13 protein-coding genes are annotated in these 22,086 nt (G+C 70.6%); 12 read left to right on the top strand and 1 reads right to left on the bottom strand.

Annotation, left to right across the window (positions count from 1 at the left end; translation table 11 throughout):
* Nucleotides 1-374: 374 nt before the first annotated feature.
* The 7 genes from ASD78_RS10535 (at nt 375) to ASD78_RS10505 (ending at nt 15,374) form a co-directional block, all read left to right on the top strand.
* The gene (locus ASD78_RS10535; RefSeq protein ID WP_056101120.1) at nt 375-3,728 is read left to right on the top strand and encodes a non-ribosomal peptide synthetase; all 3,354 of its coding nucleotides are present in this window, start codon (nt 375-377) and stop codon (nt 3,726-3,728) included.
* On the top strand, nt 3,721-7,059 hold the full coding sequence (locus tag ASD78_RS10530; RefSeq protein WP_056101117.1) for a non-ribosomal peptide synthetase: 3,339 nt from the start codon (nt 3,721-3,723) through the stop codon (nt 7,057-7,059). Before ASD78_RS10535 ends, ASD78_RS10530 begins: the two co-directional genes overlap by 8 nt.
* Entirely contained in the window at nt 7,056-11,558 is a 4,503-nt protein-coding gene (locus tag ASD78_RS10525; RefSeq protein WP_056101114.1) for a non-ribosomal peptide synthetase, read from the top strand. The genes ASD78_RS10530 and ASD78_RS10525 overlap by 4 nt, the downstream gene beginning before the upstream one ends.
* Nucleotides 11,555-12,886 (top strand): MFS transporter, encoded by a 1,332-nt coding sequence (locus ASD78_RS10520; RefSeq protein WP_056101109.1) that lies wholly within the window; start codon nt 11,555-11,557, stop codon nt 12,884-12,886. The genes ASD78_RS10525 and ASD78_RS10520 overlap by 4 nt, the downstream gene beginning before the upstream one ends.
* A gap of 17 nt (nt 12,887-12,903) precedes the next feature.
* On the top strand, nt 12,904-13,113 hold the full coding sequence (locus ASD78_RS10515; protein WP_055905140.1) for an MbtH family protein: 210 nt from the start codon (nt 12,904-12,906) through the stop codon (nt 13,111-13,113).
* 22 nt (nt 13,114-13,135) lie between these two features.
* Complete coding sequence (locus tag ASD78_RS21205) at nt 13,136-13,999, top strand: DUF6875 domain-containing protein (protein WP_200944162.1); 864 nt, start codon at nt 13,136-13,138, stop codon at nt 13,997-13,999.
* A gap of 67 nt (nt 14,000-14,066) precedes the next feature.
* Nucleotides 14,067-15,374, top strand: a complete 1,308-nt coding sequence (locus ASD78_RS10505) for an NAD(P)/FAD-dependent oxidoreductase (protein ID WP_056101106.1) — start codon at nt 14,067-14,069, stop codon at nt 15,372-15,374.
* A gap of 40 nt (nt 15,375-15,414) precedes the next feature.
* Here ASD78_RS10505 and ASD78_RS10500 read toward each other — a convergent pair whose 3' ends face one another.
* A complete protein-coding gene (locus tag ASD78_RS10500) occupies nt 15,415-15,894 on the bottom strand; it encodes a tRNA (cytidine(34)-2'-O)-methyltransferase (protein ID WP_055905135.1) in 480 nt (159 codons plus the stop codon).
* Between the two features lie 197 nt (nt 15,895-16,091).
* On the opposite strand from ASD78_RS10500, the gene ASD78_RS10495 reads away from it, so the two are divergent.
* From ASD78_RS10495 to ASD78_RS21530, 5 genes are all read left to right on the top strand, one after another.
* Nucleotides 16,092-18,971, top strand: a complete 2,880-nt coding sequence (locus tag ASD78_RS10495; RefSeq protein ID WP_056101103.1) for a pitrilysin family protein — start codon at nt 16,092-16,094, stop codon at nt 18,969-18,971.
* 470 nt (nt 18,972-19,441) lie between these two features.
* Complete coding sequence (locus ASD78_RS10490; RefSeq protein ID WP_082559764.1) at nt 19,442-19,828, top strand: DUF4156 domain-containing protein; 387 nt, start codon at nt 19,442-19,444, stop codon at nt 19,826-19,828.
* Between the two features lie 200 nt (nt 19,829-20,028).
* Nucleotides 20,029-21,045: a 3-oxoacyl-ACP synthase III gene (locus tag ASD78_RS10485; protein ID WP_055905128.1), complete on the top strand. Its 1,017-nt coding sequence runs from the start codon at nt 20,029-20,031 to the stop codon at nt 21,043-21,045.
* Nucleotides 21,046-21,228: 183 nt separating this feature from the next.
* Complete coding sequence (locus ASD78_RS10480) at nt 21,229-21,474, top strand: hypothetical protein (RefSeq protein WP_156087705.1); 246 nt, start codon at nt 21,229-21,231, stop codon at nt 21,472-21,474.
* Between the two features lie 138 nt (nt 21,475-21,612).
* Nucleotides 21,613-22,083: a hypothetical protein gene (locus ASD78_RS21530; RefSeq protein ID WP_235566484.1), complete on the top strand. Its 471-nt coding sequence runs from the start codon at nt 21,613-21,615 to the stop codon at nt 22,081-22,083.
* Nucleotides 22,084-22,086 lie beyond the last annotated feature (3 nt).

The raw sequence follows: 22,086 nt of genomic DNA, 5'->3' as shown, positions 1-22,086 counted from the left end.
GCCCATGGGGGTTTTGCGATGCTGCGAGAACGGTCGATCCATGTGTCCCCTCCCTGCTGACTGCTGCTCCTGAAACCCCTAATACTCGTTTTGGGCTTCCAACCGGCCGTCCCACGGCCGGATAACGCACCCCCCCACCCCGGCTTCCCCGGCTAGGCACTGGACGGCCCGGCCACCGATGTGGTCCGCTTTCGCACCCCGAACCCGTTATGTGGATAGGATACGTACAGGGGGCACCACGGATGGAACGCCAAGGATGATCGCGAACACGGTTCGCGTGCAAGAGCATCTCCGAAGCGACGCGTGCAGGATGCCAATGAGGTGCCGACAGGATCAGGTCGGCAGGGGATGCTTGTAAGTCAAGGAAGTCATGGATGAGTGACATCGATCAGCGCATGGCCGAGCTTTCGCCTGCGAAACGTGAATTGCTGCGTCAGTTGGCCGCGCGTCAACGCGGCGGACAGAACCGTATTCAGGCCCGCCCGCGCCCCGAGCGCATACCGCTGACCTTCGGCCAGCGGCGCCTGTGGTGGCTGGACCGTTTCATGCCCGGCATGACCGCCTATAACCTGCCGGTCGGGCTGTGGCTGGACGGCGAGCTGGACCGCGCCGCGCTGCGCGCCGCGGTGCAATCGCTGGCCGACCGCCACGAAACCCTGCGCACGGTGTTCCGCGCGCACGACGGCGAACCTTTCCAGCACATCCTCGAACGCGTCGAGGCGCCGTGGCGCGAAATCGCCGCCGCGGGCGACGACGCGGAAGAATGCGGCGCCGATGCCCTGCGCATCGCGCGCGAGGAAACCGCGCGCGCGTTCGACCTGAGCCGCGACGCGATGCTGCGCGCGACGCTCATCGAAACCGCGCCGCAGCAGCACCTGCTGCTGCTGGTGTTCCACCACATCGCGATCGACGGCTGGTCCACCACCGCGCTGCTGGAAGAGTTGCAGCGCGCCTACGACGCCTTGCGCGCCGGCGGCGCGCCGGCGACCGCAGCGCCGCCGCTGCAGATCGCCGACATCGCGCTGTGGCAGCAGGAAACCCTCGGCGGCGAAGGTCTGCAACCGCAGCTGGACTACTGGCGCGAACGCCTGGACGGCGCGATCACCACCCTGGACCTGCCCGCCGACCGTCCGCGCCCGGCCACGCAGAGCTTCCAGGGCGCGCTGTACCGCAGCGAAGTCCCGGTCGCCCTGTACGAAAAACTCGAGCGTCTCGCGCGCGCGCGCCAGGTCACGCTGTCGATGCTGTTTCTGGCCGCGTATCAGGCGCTGCTGTCGCGCTATACCGGCCAGGACGACATCACCGTCGGCATCGGTGTGGCCGGCCGCGCACGCGTGGAGCTGGAGCCGGTGGTCGGCTTCTTCGTCAACACTTTGCCGCTGCGCACCCGCATCGACGGCGAACCGAGCTTCGCGCAATTGCTGGAGCGCGTGCGCGACGGCGTGCTGGGCGCTATGGAGCACGCCGACGCGCCGCTGGACCGTGTCCTGGAAACCCTGCGTTTGCCGCGTTCGGCCAGCCACACGCCGTTCGCGCAGGCACTGTTCTTCTTCCAGAACTACCCCGAACACAGCCTGGCGATGAGCGGCCTGCAGCTGCGCCAGGCGCATCTGATCGATCTGGCCCCGGGCAGCGCCCAGGGCGACCTGAGCCTGTTCGTGAACCAGCACGGCGAACGCGAGCTGATGCTGGAATACAGCACCGACCTGTTCGACCGCGCCCGCATCGAACGCCTGTGCGGACACCTGTTGCGCCTGCTCGAATCCGCCGCCGATGCGCCGGACGCGCCGGTGAGCGCGCTGGAACTGCTGACCGCCGACGAATACGCGGAACTCGCGCATTGGAACGACACCACGCGCGAACTGCCCGCCGACGCGACCCTGGCCGCGCAGCTGCAGGCCCAGGTCGAACGCACGCCCGATACGATCGCGCTGCGCTTCGGCGCGCGCGAACTGAGCTACCGCGAGCTCGACCGCCGCGCCAACGCGCTCGCGCACGAACTGCGCGCGGCCGGCGTCGGCGCCGGCGAGCTGGTCGGGCTGTACGTCGAGCGCACTCCGGAAATGCTGATCGGCCTGATCGGCATCCTCAAGGCCGGCGGCGCCTATGTGCCGCTGGATCCGACCTATCCCGCCGATCGTCTGGCCTACATGCTCGAAGCCTCGGCCGCGCGCGTGCTGGTGAGCCAGCGCGCCCTGGCCGATCAACTGCCCGGCGCCGTGGCCACGGTGATCCATGCCGACGCCGATGCGGTGCTGGACGAGCGCGCCGAACGCGCGCCGGCCGGCGGCGCGGCGCCGCGCGATCCGGCCTATGTGATCTTCACCTCCGGTTCCACCGGCAAGCCCAAGGGCGTGGAGATCCAGCAGCGCTCGGCGGTCAACCTGCTGCGCTCGGTCGCGCGCGCGCCCGGCCTGGCCGGCGGCGAAATCCTGTGCGCGATCAGCACGCTCTCGTTCGACATCGCCCTGCTCGAACTGGTGCTGCCGCTGACCGTGGGCGCGACCGTGCTGCTGGTCGACCGCGATACCGCGCGCGACGGCCTGCGCCTGCGCCGGCTGGTCGACGAAGCGCGCATCGACGTGATGCAGGCCACGCCGGCGACCTGGCGCATGCTGCTGGAGGTGGGCTGGACCGGCAAGGCCGGGATGAAGATCATTTCCACCGGCGAAGCCTTGCCGCGCGAACTCGCCGACCGTCTGCTGCCCTGCGGGCGCGAACTGTGGAACCTGTACGGCCCGACCGAAACCACGGTGTACTCGGCGCTGTGCCGGGTGCAGGCCGGCGCCGGTCCCATCCTGGTCGGCAAGCCGGTCGACAACACCCAGATCCATATCGTCGACCGCCACATGAAGCGGCTGCCGGCCGGCGTGCCGGGCGAGCTGCTGATCGGCGGCGACGGCCTGGCCAGCGGCTACCGCGGCCGCGCCGACCTGACCGCGGAGAAATTCATCCCCGATCCGTTCGGCGCGGCGCCCGGCGGCCGTCTGTACCGCAGCGGCGACCTCGCCCTGTGGCGGCGCGACGGCACCATCGAGGTGATCGGCCGCATCGACCACCAGATCAAGCTGCGCGGTTTCCGTATCGAACTGGGCGAAATCGAATCCGTGCTCGCCCAACACCCGGCGGTGACCCAGGCCGTGGTGCATTGCCGCGAAGACCGGCCCGGCGACAAGCGCCTGGTCGCCTACGTGACCGCGGCCGGCGACGCGCCGGCCACGGCGGCGCTGCGCGATCACCTCAAGGCCGCCTTGCCCGACTACATGGTGCCGAGCGCATTCGTGGTGCTGGAGCGCTTCCCGCTCACGCCCAACGGCAAGGTCGACCGACGCGCCTTGCCGACGCCGGAAGCGGTCAACGGCGACGACGGCGACGAGGCCTACCTCGCCCCGGTCACGGACGAGGAACAGGCCCTGGCCGCGATCTGGCAGCAGTTGCTGGGTGCGCGCCGGATCGGCCGCGACGACAATTTCTTCGACCTCGGCGGGCATTCGTTGCTGGCCACGCGCTTGCTGGCGCGGATCGAGCAGCAGTACGGCGTCGAACTGCCGCTGCGTACGCTGTTCGAGGCCGCGACCCTGGAGCAACTGGCCGCGCGCGTCGCCGACGCCTGCGCGCAACAGCCGCCGGACGACCTCGAAGCGCTGCTGGCGAGTCTGGAACACCTCAGCGACGAGGAGGCCAGCGCGCGCCTGGCCGCGGCGCTGCCCGGAGACGGTCATGGCTGAAATCAACGAGCGCCTGGCGGGGCTGTCGCCGGAAAAACGTGCGCTGCTGCTGCAGCAACTGGCCAAGCAATCGCCGGCCGCGCCGCGCAGCGAGATCGGCAGGCGCCCGCGCCCGGCGCGGATTCCGCTGTCGTTCGCGCAGCAGCGGCTGTGGATCCTCGACCAGCTCGACCCCGGCTCGGCCGCCTACAACGTGCCGACCTCGATGTGGATGCAGGGCCGGCTGGACGAGGCCGTATTCGCGCGCGCGCTGGACGAAATCGTGCGCCGCCACGAAAGCCTGCGCACGACGATCGCAGCCGACGAGCAGGGCCCGCACCAGGTCGTGCAGCCGCCGTCGGCGGTGCCGGTCGAACGCCGGGACCTGCGCCATCTTCCGGCCGGGCAGCGCGATGCCGCCGCGTTCGCGTTCGCCCGCGCCGAGGCCGCGCGCCCGTTCGAACTCGCCCGCGGCCCGCTGCTGCGCGCCCTGCTGGTGCGCGTGGACGACGAGCGTTACCTGTTCACCCTCAACGCCCACCACATCGCGGTGGACGGCTGGTCGCTGGGTCTGCTCAACGACGAGCTGCGCCAGCTCTACGGCGCTTACCAGGACGGAGCGCCGTCGCCGCTGCCGGAACTGCCGGTGCAGTACGTCGACTACGCGCTGTGGCAGCGCGAACTGCTCGAAGGCCCGACCCTGCGCACCCAGCTCGATTACTGGCAGCAGCGGTTGGCGGGTCCGCTGCCGGTGCTGGAACTGCCCGGCGATCGTCCGCGGCCGCCGGTGCAGAGCTACCGCGGCGAAGTGCTGCGCAGCACGCTCGCGGCCGAGACCTGGGACGCGATCAAGCGTCTGAGCCGGCAGGAAGGCGCGACCCCGTTCATGACCGTGTTGGCCGCGTACCAGACCCTGCTGATGCGTTACTCCGGTCAGGAAGATCTGGTGGTCGGCGTCGGCGTCGCCAATCGCCGCCGCGAGGAACTCGAATCGCTGGCCGGCTTCTTCGTCAACACCCTGGCGCTGCGCAACGACCTGTCCGGCGATCCGACCTTCTGCGAACTGCTGGCGCAGGTCAAAGACAGCACCCTGGGCGCGTACTCGCACCAGGACCTGCCGATGGAGCGCCTGATCGAGGAACTCGCGCCGACCCGCTCGCTGAGCCATTCGCCGCTGTTCCAGGCGATGCTGTTCTTCCAGAACTTCCCGTCCGGCGAAAGCCATCTGGCCGGTCTGACCCTGGCGCCGGTGGATTTCGACGCGATCAATCCCGGCACCGCGCGTTCGGACCTGGCGCTGTTCGCCAGCGAAGACGACGGCGCGCTGGCGCTGTTCTTCGAATATGCGACCGACCTGTTCGACGCGCCCACCATCGAAGCTTTCTCGCGTCACTTCCAGCAGCTGCTGCGTTCGATCGCCGAAGACCCGAACCGGCGCCTGGGCGAGCTTGAGATCCTGCCGCCGGAAGAGCGGCGCTGGCTGCTGCGCGATTGCAACGACACCGCGCTGGACGCGCCGGTGGACACGCCGTTGCACGTGCTGTTCCAACGCCAGGCCGAACGCCGGCCGGACGCGGTAGCGGTCGAATGCGGCGCGCAGCGGCTCAGCTATGGCGAGCTCGACGCGCGCTCCGATGCCCTGGCGCGCGCGCTGGTCGCGCGCGGCGCCGGGCCGGGCCAGCTGGTCGGCCTGTTCGTCGAGCGTTCGCCGCGGATGCTGGTCGCTCTGCTCGGCGTGCTCAAGGCCGGCGCGGCCTATGTGCCGATGGACCCGAGCTATCCGGCCGAGCGCCTGGGCTACATGCTCGAAGACGCGCAAGCGCGGTTGATCGTCAGCGAGCGCGGTTTGCTGGCGCAGCTGCCGGCGTCGGACTGCGAGGTGGTGCTGCTCGACGAGATCGACACGGCGCCCGGCGCGCGCGTCGACCGCGATGTCGGCCCGGAAGACCTGGCCTACGTGATCTTCACCTCCGGCTCCACCGGCCGGCCCAAAGGCGTGCAGATTCCGCATCGCGCCGCGGTCAACTTCCTGGCCGCGGTCGCGCGCGAGCCGGGCCTGAGCGAGACCGACACGGTCTGCGCGGTGACCACGCTGTCGTTCGACATCGCCGTGCTGGAGCTGCTGCTGCCGCTGACGGTCGGCGCGCGCATCGCCCTGGCCGATCGCGCCACCGTCGCCGACGGCGCGGCCCTGGCGCGCCTGATCGACAGCGCCGGCGCCAGCGTGATGCAGGCCACGCCGGCGACCTGGCGCATGCTGCTGGACGCGGGTTGGCGCGGTCGCGCGCAGCTGCGCATCCTCTGCGGCGGCGAAGCGCTGCCGCGCGAACTCGCCGACCGTCTGCTCGACTGTGGCGCGCAGCTATGGAACCTGTACGGCCCGACCGAAACCACGGTGTGGTCGGCGGTCGAGTGCGTGTCCGCCGGCGACGAGGCCATCAGCATCGGCCGGCCGCTGGCCAATACCGACATCCACATCGTCGACGCACGCGGCCAGGTCCTGCCCGCCGGCGTGCCCGGCGAACTGCTGATCGGCGGCCTGGGCGTGGCGCGCGGCTATCTGGCGCGGCCCGAACTCACCGCCGAGAAGTTCGTGCCCGACCGCTACGGCCCGCGTGCCGGCGCTCGCCTGTATCGCACCGGCGACCTCGCTCGCCGGCGTCGCGACGGGCGCATCGAAGTGCTGGGCCGCATCGACCACCAGGTCAAGCTGCGCGGTTTCCGCATCGAGCTGGGCGAGATCGAGGCCGTGCTCGCCGAGCATCCCGACGTACGCCAGGCGGTGGTGATCTGCCGTGAGGACCGGCCCGGCGACAAGCGTCTGGTCGCGTATCTGATCGGCGACAGCGATGCCGCCGAACTGCGCGCATTCGCGCGCCAGCGCCTGCCCGAATACATGCTGCCCTCGGCGTTCGTGCGTCTGTCCGAGTATCCGCTGACGCCCAACGGCAAGGTCGATCGCAAGGCGCTGCCGGCGCCGGACGCGGGCGCGGTCGAGACCGCGGCGACCTACGTGAGTCCGCGCAACGGCGAGGAGGAAACCCTGGCGCGGCTGTGGGCGGACGTGCTCGGACTCGAGCGGGTCGGCATCCACGACGATTTCTTCGACCTCGGCGGGCATTCGCTGCTCGCCACGCAACTGGTCTCGCGCGTGCAGAAGGCCTTCGGCGGCGAGATCGCCTTGCGCAGCCTGTTCGAGGCGCCGACCGTGGCCGGCTTCGCTGAGCTGCTGCTGCGCCAGCGCATGGACAGCGTCGACGCCGACGCCTTGGCGGGCATGCTCGACCAGCTCGAAGGCCTGTCCGACGAGGACATCCAACTGTTGTTGGCCGGCGAGGGCGCCGAGCGATGAGCGCGACCGACGACAACGCGCCCGGCGCGATGGCCGAGCGCCTGGCCCGGCTGACCCCGCAGCAGCGCGAACTGCTGCGGCGCCGGCTCGCCACGCGCGACGCGCAGGCGCCGGCCGAGGCCGGCATCGTGCGCTGCAGCCGGCCCGGCGAGGCCTTGCCGCTGTCGCCGGCGCAGCAGCGGATCTGGTTCTTCGAACGCCTGCAACCCGGCACCGGCGCTTATCACGTCTACGGCCATTACAGCGTCAGGGGCGCACTCGACGCCGCCGCGCTGGAGCGCGCGTTCGCCGACGTGGTTCAGCGTCACGACGCGCTGCGCACTTCGTTCGGCGAGATCGAGGGCCAGCCGCGCCAGACCGTCGCCGAGCGGGTCGAGTTCGCCCTGCCGGTGATCGATCTGCGCGGCCTGGACCTGGTCGCGCGCGAGGCCGAAGCGCGCCGCTACGCCGACGAGGAAACCGAGCGCGCCTTCGACCTGGCGCGCGCGCCGCTGCTGCGCGCGACCCTGCTGCGGCTGGACGACGAGGAACACCTGCTGCTGGTGGTGATGCACCACATCGTCTCCGACGCCTGGTCCTGCGGGATCCTGTTCGACGAGGTCGCGCGCTGCTACGAGGCGCGCCTGGACGGCGCCGAGCCGAACCTGCCGGAACTGCGCCTGCAGTTCGGCGATGCGGTGCTGTGGCAGCGCGAACCGGCGCAGGAGCAGCGCGCGCTCGCGCAACTGGATTACTGGAAGCGCGCCCTGGACGGCGTCGGCGGCCTGCTCGATCTGCCCACCGACCGTCCGCGCTCGCCGTCGCCGACCGGACGCGGCGCGCGTCATCACCTGCGCATTCCGCTCAGCGTCGCCGCCGGCCTGGCCGATCTGGCCCGGCGCGAGCACGCGACCCTGTTCATGGCCCTGCTGGCGGTGTTCCAGACCCTGCTGGCGCGGCACTCCGGCCAGGACGACATCGTGATCGGTACGCCGGTCGCCAATCGCGGCGACGACGGCGCCGCGCCGATGATCGGCCTGTTCGTGAACACCCTGGCCCTGCGCGGCGACCTGTCCGGCGATCCCAGCTTCCGCGTGCTGCTGGCGCGCACCCGCGCCCATTGCCTGGACGCGTTCGAACACGCGCAGGCGCCGCTGGAGCGGGTGATCGACCAATTGCTGCTGGAGCGTGTGCCCGGGCGCACGCCGCTGTTCCAGAGCATGTTCGTGCTGCAGAACGCCACCGTGGCGCCGCTGGCGCTGCGCGGCGTCGCCCTGGAATGGCGCGAGCCCGACGTGCACACCTCGCGTTTCGAGCTCACGTTGTCGCTGGGCGCGTCCGAAGCCGGCCTGGACGGCGTGCTCGACTACGACAGCGACCTGTTCGACGCGTCCACCATCGCGCGTCTGGCCGACCAGTACGGGGTGCTGCTGCACCGCGTGCTCGCCGATCCCGACCTGCCGCTGTCGCGGCTGTCCGTACTGGATCTGGATGCGCGCCATGAAGTGCTGGCGCTGGGCGACGGCGGCGCCGCGCCGTCGCCGCCGGCCCCGACCCTGTACGCGTTGTTCGAGCAACAGGCGCAGCGCACGCCGGAGGCGATCGCGATCGTCGAGCCGGGCCGCGAACTGAGCTATCGCGAAGTGCGGCGCCGCGCCAACGGCATCGCCCAGCGCCTGCGCGCGCTGGGCACGACCGCGGAAACGCGGGTCGCGGTGCTCGCGGATCGCTCCGCCGAGGCCCTGATCGGCGTGCTCGGCGTGCTCGCCGCGGGCGGCGCCTACGTGCCGATCGATCCCGCGCATCCGGACGAACGCATCGCCTTCCTGCTCGCCGACGCCGGCGCGCTGGCCTTGGTCGCGCCCGCGGCGCTGGTCGCGCGCGCCGACGCGGTCGCCGGCAGCGTGCCCTGCGTGATCACCGACGGCGTGCCGCCGTCCGAGCAGGCGCCCGCCGATGCGGCCTGCGCCGACAGCGCGGCCTACGTGATCTACACCTCCGGATCCACCGGCGCGCCCAAGGGCGTGCTGGTCGAGCACCGCGGCGCGGTCAACCTGACCCTGGGCTTCATGGCGCGCCATGATTTCACCGCGCAACGGCTGCTGATGATTCCGCCGCTGGTGTTCGACGCCTCGGTCGGCGACATCTTCCCGGCCCTGGCCAGCGGTTCGGCGCTGGTGCTGCATCCGGCGCCGGCCGAGCTCGGCCCGTACGAACTGGAAACCTTCTGCCGCGACTACGGCGTGACCGCGATCGACGCGCCGGCCGCGTTGTGGCGGCGCTGGAGCGAGGGCTGGTTCGCGGCCCAGCGCACGCGTCCGCTGCTGCCGGCGCTGCGCCTGATGATGATCGGCGGCGAGAGCGTGCCGCTGGAGCAGGTGCGGCGCTTCGCCGGCATCACCGCCGGCCGGGTCGCGCTGTGCAATCACTACGGCCCGACCGAGGCGTCGGTCTGCGCGACCATGCTGTCCACGCGCGACGGCGGCGAGTACGCCGGTGCCGAGCTGCCGATCGGTACGCCGCTGCCGGGCGTGCGCGTGTACGTGCTCGACGCCGACCTCGGGCTGGCGCCGCGCGGCGTGGTCGGCGAGCTGTGCATCGGCGGCGCGGGCATCGCACGCGAATACTTGGGCCAGCCCGGCCTGACCGAGGCCGCATTCCTGCCCGATCCGCACAGCGACGTGGCGGGCGCGCGGCTGTACCGCACCGGCGACCTCGCGCGCTGGAATACCGACGGCAGCCTGCAGTTCCTCGGCCGCCGCGACCAGCAGGTCAAGCTGCGCGGCGTGCGCATCGAGCTGGGCGAGATCGAGACCGCGCTGGCCGCGCACCCGCAGGTGCAGGCCGCCGCGGCCGCGCTGCGCGAGGACCGGCCCGGCGACAAGCGCCTGGTCGCCTACGTGGTCGCCGATGCCGGCTTGGAGCCGCAGTCGCTGCGCGAATTCCTGGCCCAGCGCCTGCCCGACGCGATGCTGCCTTCGCTGTACGTGCCGTTGCCGGCGCTGCCGCTCAACCGCAACGGCAAGGTCGACCGGCATGCGCTGCCGCTGCCGCCCGCCTCGGTCGCCGCCACGCGCCGCATGCGTGCGCCCGAGGGCGCGACCGAACACGGCGTGCTCGCGGTCTGGCGCGAAGTGCTGGGACGCGAGGACATCGGCGCCGACGAGGATTTCTTCGCCCTCGGCGGCGATTCCTTGTCGACCCTGCCGCTGGTGTTCAAGCTGCAGGCCGCGTTCGGGGTCGAGCTGGCGCTGGCGGCGGTGTTCGCGACGCCGACCGTGGCCGGTCTGGCGCGCGCGATCGACGCGCAACGCGCCGGCGAGAGCCAGGTCGGCCCCGACCTGCACGCGCGCGCCGTGCTGCCGGACGACATCGATCCGCGCGGCGCCTTGCCGGCGGTCGCGCGTACCCATCCGAACTCGGTACTGGTGACCGGCGCGACCGGTTTCCTCGGCGCCTACCTGGTCCGCGAGCTGCTCGACAGCACCGATGCCGAACTGTTGTGCCTGGTCCGCGCCGACAGCGACGCCGACGGCCTGCGCCGCGTGCGTAGCAACCTGGAAACCTACGGTCTGTGGCGAGGCGAGGACGAGCATCGGCTGCATCCGGTACTCGGCGATCTGGCCGCGCCGCGCCTGGGCCTGGGCGAGGACGCGTTCGACGCGCTCGCGCGCCGCGCCGAGGCGATCTTCCATAACGGCGGGCAGGTCAACTTCCTCGCGCCCTACGAACACCTGGAAGCGGCCAACGTCGGCGGCACTGTGGAAGTGCTGCGTCTGGCGACGCGGGTGCGGATCAAGCCGGTGCATCTGGTCTCGACGCTGGGCGTTTACCTCACCGAGCGCCATCTCGACCGCGTGGTGCGCGAATCCGATCCGCCGCCGGACGCCGAAGGCCAGTACGGCGGCTACAACCAGAGCAAGTGGGTCGGCGAGCAACTGGCGCTGGCGGCGCGCGCGCGCGGCCTGCCGGTGGCGATCTACCGCCCGGCCCGGATCACCGGCGACAGCCGCCTGGGCACCAGCAACCTGGGCGACTACTTCAACGCCTGGATCAAGGGCTGCGTGCAACTGGGCTATGCGCCGCACCTGCCCGACGAGTCCTTCGACATGGCGCCGGTGGACTACGTCGGACGCGCGATCGTGCGCCTGGCCTTGGGCGCGGGCGATGCCAACGGCCAGTTCCACTTCTTCAATCCGCGCCGGCTGCCGATCACCGAAGCGGTCGCGACCTTGCGCGACGCGGGGCTGGCGGTGGAGGAGATCGACTACCCGTCCTGGCGCCGCGCCCTGCTGGCCGAAGCGGCGGTGTCGCGCGAGAACGCGCTGGCGCCGTTCGCCGGCCTGTTCCCCGAGCAGCCGGATCCGCGCGAGCCGCGTTTCGACTGTAGCGCGACCGCGGCCGCGGTGGCGACGCTGGGCATCGTCTGTCCGCCGGCCGACCGCGTGCTGTTCGCGACCTACCTGGATTTCCTGCGCAGCCGCGGTGCGCTGCCGGCCGCGGTCGAGGAGGAGGCGTGAACCGCTACGCCGGCCTGCGCGACTTCCTGCTGATCTGGGTCGGCCAGTTGGTGTCGGGCGTGGGTTCGCGCCTGACCTCGTTCGCGCTCGGCATCTGGGTCTACCAGACCACCGGTTCGACCACGCGCTTCGCCTTGATCTTCGTCGCGATGGCGGTGCCGGCGCTGCTGATCTCGCCGATCGCCGGCGCCCTGGTCGATCGCTGGGACCGGCGCCGGACCATGATCGTCTGCGATGCGGTATCGGCGCTGACCATGCTCGCGCTGGCGCTGCTGTACGCGACCGACACGCTGGCGCTGTGGCACGTCTACGCCGGCGTCGGCATTTCGGCGATGGCCAACGCCTTCCTGCAGCCGGCCTACGCGGCCAGCATTCCGCTGCTCGCCAGCCAGGAGCAGCTGACCCGCGTCAACGGCCTGGTCCAGACCGGTTTCGCGGTCGCCCAGGTCGGCGGGCCGCTGCTGGCCGGTGTCCTGGTCAGCACGATCTCGATGCAGGGCGTGCTGATCGTGGATGCGCTGACCTTCGCGATCGGCGTGGTCGCGCTGCTGTTCGCGCGGGTGCCGCGCCCGGCGCGCAGCGAGGACGCCGAGCAGGGCCTGTGGCAGGAAGCGGCCACCGGTTTCCGCTACGTGCGCGACCGCGGCGGCCTGCTCGGCCTGCTGCTGGTGTTCGGCGCAACCAATTTCCTGTTCGGCATCGCCAGCATCGCGATCACGCCGCTGGTGCTGTCGTTCGCCGACGCGACCCTGCTCGGCGTGCAGATGGCGGTCGGCGGCTGCGGCCTGTTGCTGGGCGGGCTGGCGATGAGCACCTGGGGCGGGCCGCGCCGGCGTATCCATGGCGTGCTCGGTTTCTCGCTGGCCGCGGGCGTGCTGCTGGCCGTGCACGGCCTGGCGCCGTCGTTCGCGCTGGTGCTGGTGGCCGGTTTCGGTTTCTTTTTGACGTTACCCGTGCTCAACGCCTCGAATGCCGCGCTGTGGCAGAGCAAGGTGCCGGCCGATCTGCAGGGCCGCTGCTTCGCGATCCAGCGCGTGCTGTCGGAAGCGGCGATGCCGCTGGGCTATTGCCTGGCCGGTCCGCTGGCCGAGCGCGTGTTCGAACCGCTGATGGCGCCCGGCGGCGCCCTGGCCGGTTCGGTCGGAGCGTGGATCGGGGTCGGCCCCGGCCGCGGCCTGGGCCTGATGTTCATTGTTCTTGGCGTCCTGATGACGCTGGTCGCGGCGAGCGCCTATGCGGTGCGCGCGATCCGGCGGATCGAGGACGAAATACCCGACGCGCCGATCCTGGCCGCGGGCGTGCCGGCGGAGATCAGTGCCGCGGCTTGAGTTGCGAAGGAGGAGTTATGCAAGGAGAAGAGATGGATCTCGGCATGTATCGCGTGTTGGTCAATCACGAAGACCAGTACTCGATCCTGCCGGCGGCGTATGCGGTCCCCGAGGGTTGGCGCGATGCCGGCTTCGAGGGACCGAAGGACGATTGCCTGGCCCGCATCCGCGAGCTGTGGACCGACATGCGCCCGCTCAGCGTGCGCAATGCGATCCGTGGCGGATAGGCTGGGGACAAGGAGCGAGGCGATGAGCCCAGATAACGATTCCTTCCAAATGCCCGACCCGGATGCGGCGCTGATGGCGGCGCGCACCCACGTCGAAAGCGCAGGAGCGGCGGCGCGCGGGCAACTGCTGCGCGCGTCCGATGTCGAGCGCAACCAGCATCCGGACTCGCCGCTGGCGACCACGGTGAGCTGGGTGCGCGAGTTCCTCGCGCGTCCGCATCCCGACCTGGGGCGCACCGGACCGGTGTGTCCGTTCACGCCGCTGGCGCTGGGCCTGGACACGATCTGGCTGACCCAGATCGACGACCGCGACCCCGACCCGGAACGCCTGGGCGAACTGATCGGCCATTACCGCGATCTGTTCCTGGAGATCGAACCGCGCAGCGGCGCGGCCGCGGTCAACAAGTCGATCCTGATCGTGTTTCCGAACCTGGGCGGCGACGGCGCGGCGATGATCGACCGCATCCAGGCCGCGAACAAGGGCGGCTTCGTCGAGCTGGGCCTGATGCTGGGCGAGTTCCATGCCCACAACAGCAGCCCGGGCCTGCGCAATCCCGAGTTCTTCCCGCTGCGCAGTCCGATCCCGATGCTGGCGATCCGGCACATGGTCGAATCCGACCTGCCGTTCCTGCGCCGCGATATCGATCCGCCGGAAGTGCGTGCGGCTTACCTGCGTTCCTACCTGCGCCGGCTCGGCCCCAACCTGCGCCGCAACAACTTCGAACAGGCGATCGAGGCCCTGGTCGAGGCCGAACTGGAGCAGCGCCTGGATGCCAGCCTGATCGAATCGCCGCGCCTGAGCGCGATGCCGCGCACCGCCGCGCGCGCGTCCGCGGGCGCGCGCCGTGCCCGCACCGCCGGAACCGTCGCCGATGACGCCAGCTGACATGGCCGCGAATACGCAACCCGCGACGCGAGCCGCACCGCAAACCGCACCGCCTGCGGGCTCGCGCGTGGCCATCGTCGGCGGCGGCCTGGCCGGCTCGCTGCTGGCCCTGCGCCTGGCCGAACTCGGTCACGGCGTCGACGTCTACGAGCGCCGGCCCGATCCTCGCCTGGGCGGCGCCGAGGGCGGCCGTTCGATCAACCTGGGCCTGTCCAAGCGTGGCATCCAGGCCCTGACCGAGGCCGGCCTGATCGACGCGGTGATGCCGATGTCGGTGACCATGCGCGGCCGAGTGATCCACGCGCCCGACGGCAGTACCCGCTTCCAGCCCTACGGCAAGGATCGCGGCGAAGTGCTGCACTCGATCGACCGCAACGAACTCAACCGCCTGTTGCTGGATCGCGCCGAGCGCTATCCGCAGCTGCGTCTGCATTTCGGCCATCGCCTGGTCGCGATCGACAAGGCGGCGCGCGAGCTGGAGTTCGAAGCCGGCGGCGCCTCGTTGAAGGTACGCCCGGACTGGGTGGTCGGGGCCGACGGCGCGTTCTCGCGAGCGCGGCAGGAAATGCAGCGCGGCGAACGCGCCGACTACCACCAGGAATACCTGGAGTGGGGCTACAAGGAACTGACCCTGAAGCCGCGCGCCGACGGCAGCTCGGCGATCGAGCTCGAAGCGCTGCACGTATGGCCGCGCACGCACGGCCTGTTCGTCTCCCATCCCAACCGCGACGGCTCGCACACGCTGACTCTGTTCCTGCCGTTCGAAGGCCCGGACAGTTTCGCCACCACCCGCAACGAGGACGAGGTGCGCGCGCTGTTCGCGACCTATTTCCCCGATCTGGTGCCGCTGCTGCCGCAGCTGGTCGAGGAATGGATGGCGCATCCGGTCGGCAGTCTGGTGACCACGCGCACCGCGCCGTGGAGCCGCGAGGACTGGATGGTGCTGGTCGGCGATGCCTGCCACGCGGTGTATCCGTTCTACGGCCAGGGCATGAATTCGGCGTTCGAGGATTGCTCGGCGCTGATGGCGGCCCTGGCGCGCCAGCACGGCGACCGTGCGGCCGCGTTCGCCGACTACGAGCGCTCGCGCCGCCCGCACACCGATACGCTGGCGGAATTGTCGAAGGCCAACTTCGTCGAGCTGCGGCAGAAGGTGCAGTCGCCGTGGTTCCTCGCGCGCAAGCGCCTGGACGTGGCCTTGAACCGCCTGCTGCCGCGCACCTGGCTGCCGCTGTACACGATGATCGCGCACACCACGATGCCTTACGGCGACGCGCTGGCGCGTTCGCAACGGCAGGAGCGGATCCTGGTGGGCGCCGCCGCCGGCGCGCTGGCGGTGGTCGCGCTCGGCGCCTGGGTGGCCTTGGTCGGTTGAGCGCGGGTCACGGCAGGGGCGGCGGCATGGCGGCCGCCTCTCACTCGCCGCCGTCGAACCCCAGCTGACGCCAGGCCTCGAACACCACCACCGCGACCGCATTGGACAGGTTGAGGCTGCGGTTGTCGGGGCGCATCGGCAGGCGCAGGCGCTGCGCCTCGGGCACCGCATCCAGCACCTCGCCCGGCAGGCCGCGGGTTTCCGGGCCGAACAGGAAGGCGTCGCCGGCGCGGTAGGCCGGGCGGTCGTGGCGGGTGCGCCCGCGCGTGCTCAAGGCGTACAGCCGTGGCGGCGCGCCCTGGTCCTGGGCGATCGCGGCCAGCGCCGCGTCCAGGCCGTCGTGGACGCGCAGGCGGGCGTACTCGTGATAGTCCAGGCCGGCGCGCTTGAGCTGTTTGTCTTCCAGCTCGAAGCCCAGCGGCGCGATCAGGTGCAGGCGCGCGCCGGTGTTGGCGCACAGCCGGATCACGTTGCCGGTGTTGGGCGGGATCTCGGGCTGGTAGAGGATGACGTCGAACATGCGGTCATTATGCGGGGCCCGGCCCCGGCGCCCTAGGCACGTAAAGTGCGCAACGCAGACCGGCCGTACCCCCCTACCTAACTTGTGGCCTAGTGCCCCGGAGCGGCCGCCGCGACTAGGATGCAGGGTCGCGCGCGGGATCCGTCCCCGTGCGCTCCCATTCGTTTCGCACCAATCCGACCGTCTCAGGAGCCACCATGTCCCCGATCTCGCCGACGTCCCGCGCCCGCCCGCGCGCCGCCGCCCTCGCTCTCGCCCTGGCCGCCGCAATCGGCGCTGGGGCCGCCGCGCCGGCGCCCGCGTTCGCCGCCGCGCCCAAGGCCTCGGTCGCGATCCCGTACGAAGAGTTCACCCTGCCCAACGGTCTGCGCGTGATCGTGCACACCGACCGCAAGGCGCCGATCGTCGCGGTCAACCTGTGGTACCACGTCGGCAGCAAGAACGAGCAGCCCGGCCGCACCGGCTTCGCCCATCTGTTCGAACACCTGATGTTCCAGGGCTCGGAGAACCACAAGGGCGAGTTCTTCGCGCCGTTCGAACTGGTCGGCGTGACCGACCAGAACGGCACCACCAATCAGGACCGCACCAACTACTTCCAGAACGTGCCCACCACCGCGCTCGACACCGCGCTGTGGATGGAATCCGACCGCATGGGCCACCTGCTCGGCGCGATCGACCAGAAGACCCTGGACGAGCAGCGCGGCGTGGTCCAGAACGAGAAGCGCCAGGGCGAGAACCAGCCCTACGGCCGCCGCATCAACGCCAAGATGTTCGAGGCGCTGTATCCGGCCGGCCATCCCTACCGCTGGCAGACCATCGGCTCGATGGCCGACCTCGACGCGGCCTCGCTGGACGACGTCAAGACTTGGTTCCGCAGCTGGTACGGCCCCAACAACGCGGTGCTGGTGCTGGCCGGCGACATCGACCTGAAGACGGCGAAGGAAAAAGCCCTGCGCTACTTCGGCGACATCCCCGCCAGCGCCACGCTCAAGGACATGCCGGCCAACATCCCCAAGCGCGCCCAGGACACCCGCGAGACCGTGCCCGACCGCGTGCCGCAGGTGCGCGTCTACCGCGCCTGGCCGGTCGCCGAGAACGGCAGCAAGGATTCGACCCTGCTGACCCTGCTCAGCCAGGTGCTCGGCGGCAGCGCGTCCTCGCGCCTGGACACGCGCCTGGTCCACCAGGACAAGCTCGCCGACAACGTCGGCACCTCGGTCTGGAACAGCGAGATCAGCGGCACCTTCTTCATCACCACCACGGTCAAGGAAGGCGTGGATTCGGCCAAGGTCGAGAAGATCGTCGACGAGGAACTGCAGCGCCTGCTGACCCAGGGCCCGACCGCCGAGGAACTCGATCAGGCCAAGACCGCGATCCGCGCCGACTTCGTGCGCGGCATCGAGCGCATCGGCGGCTTCGGCGGCAAGTCCGACGTGCTGGCCGAGTGCGCGGTCTACAGCGGCAAGCCCGACTGCTACCGCGAGGAACTGGAAACCCTGATGGCGGCGACGCCGGAAAGCGTGCGCGCGGCCGGCCAGAAGTGGCTGGGCGTGGGCTCGCACACCCTGGTCGTGCAGCCCAGCGACAAGCCGGCCTCGTCGCTGCCGGAAACCGCGCAGGCCGCACCGGCCGGCGCACCGGCCGCGGTGCCGGCGCCGGATCCCAGGTTCAAGACGGTCAAGTCCGACGTCGACCGCAGCCTGGGCGTGCCGGTCACCAAGACCTTCCCGGCGCTGAGCTTCCCGACCCCGCAGCGCGGCAAGCTGTCCAACGGCATGGAGGTGGTGCTGGTCGAGCGCCACGAGATCCCGGTGGTGCAGCTGCTGATGGAATTCCCGGGCGGCTACACCGCCGACCAGGGCCGCAAGCTGGGCACCGCCAGCTTCGCGATGTCGATGCTGGACGAGGGCGCCGGCGACTACGGCGCGCTGCAGCTGGCCGCGCGCAAGGAGGCGCTGGGCGCCGAGCTCAGCGCCGGCGCCAGCCTGGACAGTGCCTCGATCAGCCTGTCGGCGCTCAAGGACAAGCTCGATCCCTCGCTGGACCTGTTCGCCGACGTGGTCCGCCGTCCGCGCTTCGACGCCGCCGAGATCGAGCGCGTGCGCGCGACCTGGCTGGCCGGCATCAAGCAGGAGAAGGCGCGTCCGCAGACCGCCGCGCTGCGCGTGCTGCCGCCGCTGCTGTACGGCGCCGGCCACGCCTACGCGATCCCGTTCACCGGCAGTGGCACCGAGGCCTCGATCGCTTCGCTGACCCGCGACGATCTGGTCGCTTTCCACCGCGATTGGCTGCAGCCCGACAAGGTCCGCATCGTCGTGGTCGGCGACACCACGCTCAAGGCCATCGTGCCGGAGTTGGAAAAGCGCTTCGGCGACTGGAAGCCGGCGCCGAACGCTCCGGCGCTGCCCGAGGTCGCGACGGTGCCGCGCCCGCAGGCGCCGCGCGTGTTCCTGGTCGATCAGCCCGGCGCGATCCAGTCCAACATCTACGTCGGCGAAGTAGTGCCGCCGACCGCCGACGCCGGCTCGATCGACTTCGACTTCGCCAACGGCGTGCTCGGCGGCGAGTTCAGCTCGCGCCTCAACATGAACCTGCGCGAGGACAAGCACTGGGCCTACGGTTCCTACAGCGGCGCCAGCAACACCAAGGGCCAGCGCCCGTGGATCGCCTCGGCGGCGGTGCAGAGCGACAAGACCGTGGAGTCGATCAAGGAGCTCAAGCGCGAGATCGACGCCTTCACCTCGGGCCAGGAGCCGATCACCGACGCCGAAGTGGTGAAGATCCGCGCCAGCAACACGCTCAGCCTGCCCGGCGCCTACGAGACCGCGAGCGCGGTGCTGGGCCAGGTCGCCGGCAATCTGCGCTACGGCCGCCCGGACGATTACATCGTCCAGTACAAGGCCCGCAACGACGCCATGACCCCGGCGCTGGCGCAGGCCGCGGCCAAGACCATCGATCCGGCCGCGGTCACCTGGGTGGTGGTCGGCGATCTGTCCAAGATCGAGCAGCCGATCCGCGATCTGAAGCTGGGCGAGGTGCAGTCGGTCGACGCCGACGGCAAGCCGGTCAAGAAGTAAGGGCGTAGCGGGGCGCCCTCATCCGCCCTGCGGGCACCTTCTCCCGCAGGCGGGAGAAGGGATGGCGGGTGTCAGCGCTCTGGTTCCTTTTGCTCGCGGCAGCGCAGACATCAAAGCCTCACCGCAGCCGCGCAGGCATCAAAGTCCTCAACGCTCTTAGCCCCTCTCCCGCTCGCGGGAGAGGGGTTGGGGTGAGGGCCGCCGCACGCATGCAACTCCAACCTCCGCCGCCGCCCTCATCCGCCCTACGGGCACCTTCTCCCGCAGGCGGGAGAAGGGACAGCGAGCGTCCGCGCTCTGGTTCCTTTCGCAGGCAGCAGCGCAGACATCAAGGTCCTCAACGCTCTGAAGCCCCTCTCCCGCTAGCGGGAGAGGGGTTGGGGTGAGGGCCGCCCCCACCCAGTCCTCCCAAATTCACGCACACCCAGCCAGAATGCGCGTCACCCACGACGCCCCCGCCGGAGCTCCGCATGAATCGTCCGCTCGCCGCTTCCCTGTTCGCCGCCCTGGTCCTCGGCGGTTGCACCTGGGTACAGATGGCTCCCGGCGCGTCCGCGGTGCGCGTGCTCAGCGGCGGCGCCGCGCCGGCCTGCGAGAAGCGCGGTGAAGTCGCGGTCTCGGTCAAGGACAGCGTCGCCTTCTACGAACGCAACGCCCTGCGCGTCAGCGAGGAGCTGGAAACCCTGGCCCGCAACGAGGCCCCGGGCCTGCAGGCCGACACCATCCAGCCGCTGGCGCCGCCGGCCAACGGCGAACAGCGCTATGCCGCCTACCGTTGCGGCGCTCAGGCTCCGACCGTCGGTCGGCCCGCCGCCGCCCCGGCCGAAGGCGCCAAGACCTACCCGGTCGGCGGCTGAAAGCCCGTCCGACCCGCCTTAGGGCCCGATCCAGGGCCCGCAGCCCGCTTTTGCGGGTCCCGGCACCGTTCGGGTGCCGGCCGGCACCGGCTGAATGCTTCAGCCGCTGACGCCCTTTCAGTGGCCCGGGTGACACCATTTAATGCAGGGCGGCGTGGAACCCGTTAATCTTTCGTGTTTCCGCCCACGGTTTGCCGCCCATGCTGTTCCAACATGTCGCCATCGCCGGTCTCGCCCACATCGACGCCCCGCGTCGCCTGAGCTCGGACGAGATCAACGAACGCCTCAAGCCGACCCTCGACCGGCTCGGCATCAAGGCCGACGTGCTCAAGGACATCGCCGGCATCCACGCGCGTCGCCTGTGGGACGGCGACATGCTCGCTTCCGACGCGGCCACCCTGGCCGGCGTCAAGGCGCTGGCCGATGCCGGCATCGAGCCCGACCGCGTCGGCCTGCTGGTCAACACCTCGGTCAGCCGCGACTACCTCGAGCCGTCCACCGCCAGCATCGTCAGCGGCAACCTCGGCCTGTCCGAGCACTGCCAGAACTTCGACGTCGCCAACGCCTGCCTGGCCTTCATCAACGGCATGGACATCGCCGCGCGCATGATCGAGCGCGGCGAGATCGACTACGCCCTGGTCGTGGACGGCGAGACCGCCGGCCTGGCCTACGAGAAGACCCTCGAGCGCCTGACCGCGCCCGACGCCACCGCCGAACAGTTCCGCAACGAACTGGCGACCCTGACCCTGGGCTGCGGCGCCGCGGCCATGGTGATGGCGCGTTCCGAACTCGCGCCGGGCGCGCCGCGTTACCGCGGCGGCGTCACCCGCGCCGCGACGCAGTGGAACGGCCTGTGCCGCGGCAACCTCGACCGCATGGTCACCGACACCAAGATGCTGCTGACCGAGGGCCTCAAGCTCGCCCAGCGCACCTGGCTGGCGGCGATGGGCGCGCTGGGCTGGGTCGCCGACGAACTCGACGAATTCGTCATCCACCAGGTCAGCCAGGTCCACACCCAGGCCTTCATCAAGGCCTTCGGCATCGACCCGAAGAAGGTCCTGACCATCTTCAACGAGCACGGCAACATCGGCCCGGCCTCGGTGCCGATCGTGCTGAGCAAGCTGCGCGAGATGGGCCGCCTGAAGAAGGGCGACCGCGTCGCCCTGCTCGGCATCGGTTCGGGCCTGAACTGCTCGATGGCCGAAGTGGTCTGGTAAGCGACGCCGCCGGCGCGTCCGGCCGCCGTACCCGAAAGCCCGCGCCGCAAGCGCGGGCTTTTTGTTTGCGCGCAGGTTCGGATGCGCAGCGGCGCGTACCACCGCGCAGCGATCGCGTTCGTCACGATCCGCACACCCGCCGCGTTAGGATCGAAGCCCCGCACGCAACGCAAGGAGCCGCCCATGGCCGCCCCCAAGAGCCACCTCGAAATCGCCCTGGCCTCGATTCCGGCCTTCACCAACGACGGCGAGCTTGATGTCGCCGAGCTGGAAAAGCTGCTCGCGCTGGCCCTGCGCGACCGGATCGTCGACGAGGACGAGCGTCGCGTGCTGAGCAACATCTTCAAGCAGGCCGAACTGAGCGAGATCGATCCGATGGTGAAGTCGCGGATCGACGAAGCGCGTCGACTGCACGGTATTTCCGCCTGAGCCGGCCGGGCCGCCGGCCCGGTTCGCCGCATCGCAAAAACTGAACAGCGCAGCGCGCCCGCGTCCCGGCTTGTAGCCGCAACGGGCGCGCGGCATGCTTTGCGCTACGCAAGCGATCACGTCATCACGGAGCGATGCATGGGCAAACTCGCCTACACCCTGGTCCTGCCCTTGCTGGCCTCGGCCTGCGCCACCGCCGCGCCGACCGGCACGTCCCCGTCCCCGGACCTGTGCACCCAGGTGCGCGAATGGAAAGCCTCCGGCCAATACGAGCGCTACCAGCTCACGCCCGGCGGCTCCGACGAAGGCGGCCTCGGCTACCGTTTCGATCTCGGCGGCCGCCACGGCCTCAAGAGCCTGTCGGCCGAATGCGGCGCCGGCAGCTATTCCGAATGCGAGTTCGCGGTCGAGCGCGCCGATGGCGGCCGCTACAACTTCAGCGAGATGTCGCGCTTCGGCCTGATCGAGCGCGACGGCCGCTACTACCTGGTCTACGGCATCGTCGGCGCCAGCAAAGGCAAGGACCCCGATGCCAAACGCGTGGTCGAACTGGCCGATCCGCCCAAGCCCGTGTGCGACCAGATCGGGGACTACGCCGATCTGATGTGAACA

Origin of the sequence: Lysobacter sp. Root667 (assembly GCF_001427715.1) — a bacterium.
Taxonomy (GTDB): Bacteria; Pseudomonadota; Gammaproteobacteria; order Xanthomonadales; family Xanthomonadaceae; genus Lysobacter.
Note: the sequence above shows the minus strand (reverse complement) of the source record. Positions and strands in the feature narration are given on the sequence as shown.

Coding starts and splice junctions, on each gene's coding strand:
- ASD78_RS10490 (WP_082559764.1), top strand. CDS start 19,442: ATGAATCGTCCGCTCGCCGCTTCCCTGTTCGCCGCCCTGGTCCTCGGC.
- ASD78_RS21205 (WP_200944162.1), top strand. CDS start 13,136: ATGAGCCCAGATAACGATTCCTTCCAAATGCCCGACCCGGATGCGGCG.
- ASD78_RS10500 (WP_055905135.1), bottom strand. CDS start 15,894: ATGTTCGACGTCATCCTCTACCAGCCCGAGATCCCGCCCAACACCGGC.
- ASD78_RS10535 (WP_056101120.1), top strand. CDS start 375: ATGAGTGACATCGATCAGCGCATGGCCGAGCTTTCGCCTGCGAAACGT.
- ASD78_RS10525 (WP_056101114.1), top strand. CDS start 7,056: ATGAGCGCGACCGACGACAACGCGCCCGGCGCGATGGCCGAGCGCCTG.
- ASD78_RS10480 (WP_156087705.1), top strand. CDS start 21,229: ATGGCCGCCCCCAAGAGCCACCTCGAAATCGCCCTGGCCTCGATTCCG.
- ASD78_RS10515 (WP_055905140.1), top strand. CDS start 12,904: ATGCAAGGAGAAGAGATGGATCTCGGCATGTATCGCGTGTTGGTCAAT.
- ASD78_RS10495 (WP_056101103.1), top strand. CDS start 16,092: ATGTCCCCGATCTCGCCGACGTCCCGCGCCCGCCCGCGCGCCGCCGCC.
- ASD78_RS10530 (WP_056101117.1), top strand. CDS start 3,721: ATGGCTGAAATCAACGAGCGCCTGGCGGGGCTGTCGCCGGAAAAACGT.
- ASD78_RS21530 (WP_235566484.1), top strand. CDS start 21,613: ATGGGCAAACTCGCCTACACCCTGGTCCTGCCCTTGCTGGCCTCGGCC.
- ASD78_RS10485 (WP_055905128.1), top strand. CDS start 20,029: ATGCTGTTCCAACATGTCGCCATCGCCGGTCTCGCCCACATCGACGCC.